This is a genomic window from Amazonocrinis nigriterrae CENA67 (assembly GCF_016056305.1).
Taxonomy (GTDB): Bacteria; Cyanobacteriota; Cyanobacteriia; order Cyanobacteriales; family Nostocaceae; genus Amazonocrinis; species Amazonocrinis nigriterrae.
In genome coordinates, this window is sequence record NZ_JAECZC010000002.1 from 139,717 (window position 1) to 141,452 (window position 1,736).

Below are 1,736 nucleotides of genomic sequence, written 5' to 3' on the forward strand. Positions count from 1 at the left end.
GGGATGAGGGGGATGAGGGGGATGAGGGAGTTAATTCTTCTATGGTGAAGGGTAAGTCATCTTTGCCTGCGAAAACTTGCCACAGGTCTATCAAGTCTTCTGATGTAGTTGTCTCATCCAAGGAAATGCCAACAGCATCAGCATCGAAAATCCGCAGGTTGATATTGCGTGCTTGAGAAGCTTCGAGAATTGCTTGCAGGTTGTTTGTTCCCAACTCTACCCGCAGCGTATCAAAAACATTTTCAGAACTGATTTTATAACCTAAGCGCTTTAATCCTGCCGCCAAAGTTAAAGTTAGTTGGTGGATATCCTCAGCAATTTGCTTGAGTCCAGCCGGGCCATGATAGACAGCATACATACTCGCCATCACTGCCAGCAATACCTGTGCTGTACATATATTACTTGTTGCTTTTTCGCGGCGGATGTGCTGTTCACGGGTTTGCAAAACCAGACGCAATGCAGGCTTACCTTGAGCATCTTTTGATACACCGACAATTCGTCCAGGAACGTGCCGCTTGTACTCTTCTTTCGTCGCAAAGTATGCCGCATGAGGCCCCCCAAACCCCAAGGGAATACCAAATCGCTGTGTACTGCCTACAGCAATATCAGCGCCAAATTCACCAGGTGGTGTGAGCAAGGTTAAGCTTAAGGGATCTGCTGCTACCGTCACCAATGCACCCTCAGCATGGGCTTTTTCAATAAAAGCGCGGTAGTCATAAATCGTGCCATCACTTGCAGGGTATTGCAGAACTGCCCCAAAAATTGGTTGATCAAAATTAAATGTCTGATGATCACCGATAATCAAGTTAATTCCCAGAGGCTTCGCCCGTGTTTGCAAAACATCGATGGTTTGGGGATGGCAGTCACGAGAAACAAAATAGGCATTTGCTTTATTTTTGCAAACAGCATAACTCACACTCAGCGCTTCAGCAGCAGCGGTGGCTTCATCGAGTAATGAAGCATTGGCAATTTCCAAACCTGTCAAGTCGATAATCATGGTTTGGAAATTGAGTAGGGCTTCCAGCCGTCCTTGAGCAATTTCTGGCTGATAGGGAGTATAGGCTGTATACCAACCAGGATTTTCCAAAATATTACGCGCAATCACTGGTGGAGTGATGCAGTCGTAGTATCCCATACCAATGTATGAGCGGCAAACCTGATTTTTGGCAGCAATTTTTTTTAACTTTGCCAGTGCTGCGTACTCACTTTGCGCTTCTGGCAACTGTAGCGGTTGATTCAGCCGAATCGTCTGCGGTACTGTTTTGTCGATGAGAACATCTAAATTAGGAAACCCCAAGAAATCAAGCATTTGCTTAATCTCATCAGAGTTAGGGCCAATGTGCCTTTGCGTAAAACTATTTAACTTTTGATTTTTTTTATCTGATACCTGGCGATCGCTAGACTTGGGTATAGGCGCGTGCGTTACCACTAATGAAACTCCAGACGCAACTATTTAATATTTTGCAATAAATACTTTGAAACTGGGAATTGGGAATGGGGAATTGGTGAGCCAGCGCGGTCTTGGGGGTCTCCACGCCACTTCCTTCAACGGGGGGAACCCCCGCAACGGAGTGGCTCCCCATGAGCGACTGGCGTTAGCGCAGCGTTAGCGACCTTCGCGTAGCGTCTCCCCTTGGGAGAAGGAGCGTCACCCGAAGGGGCATCGGGAATGGTTATTAGTTATTTCTCCCTCATCGCCCTCATCCCCCCTGCTCCTCTGCCCCCCTGCTCCCTAT

General features: G+C 47.4%; 1 pseudogene. It reads right to left on the bottom strand.

Going from position 1 to position 1,736, the window contains the following annotated elements:
• Positions 1-1,429: pseudogene (locus I8748_RS02140) on the bottom strand (glycine dehydrogenase); the annotation flags it as partial.
• Between the last annotated feature and the right edge of the window lie 307 nt (positions 1,430-1,736).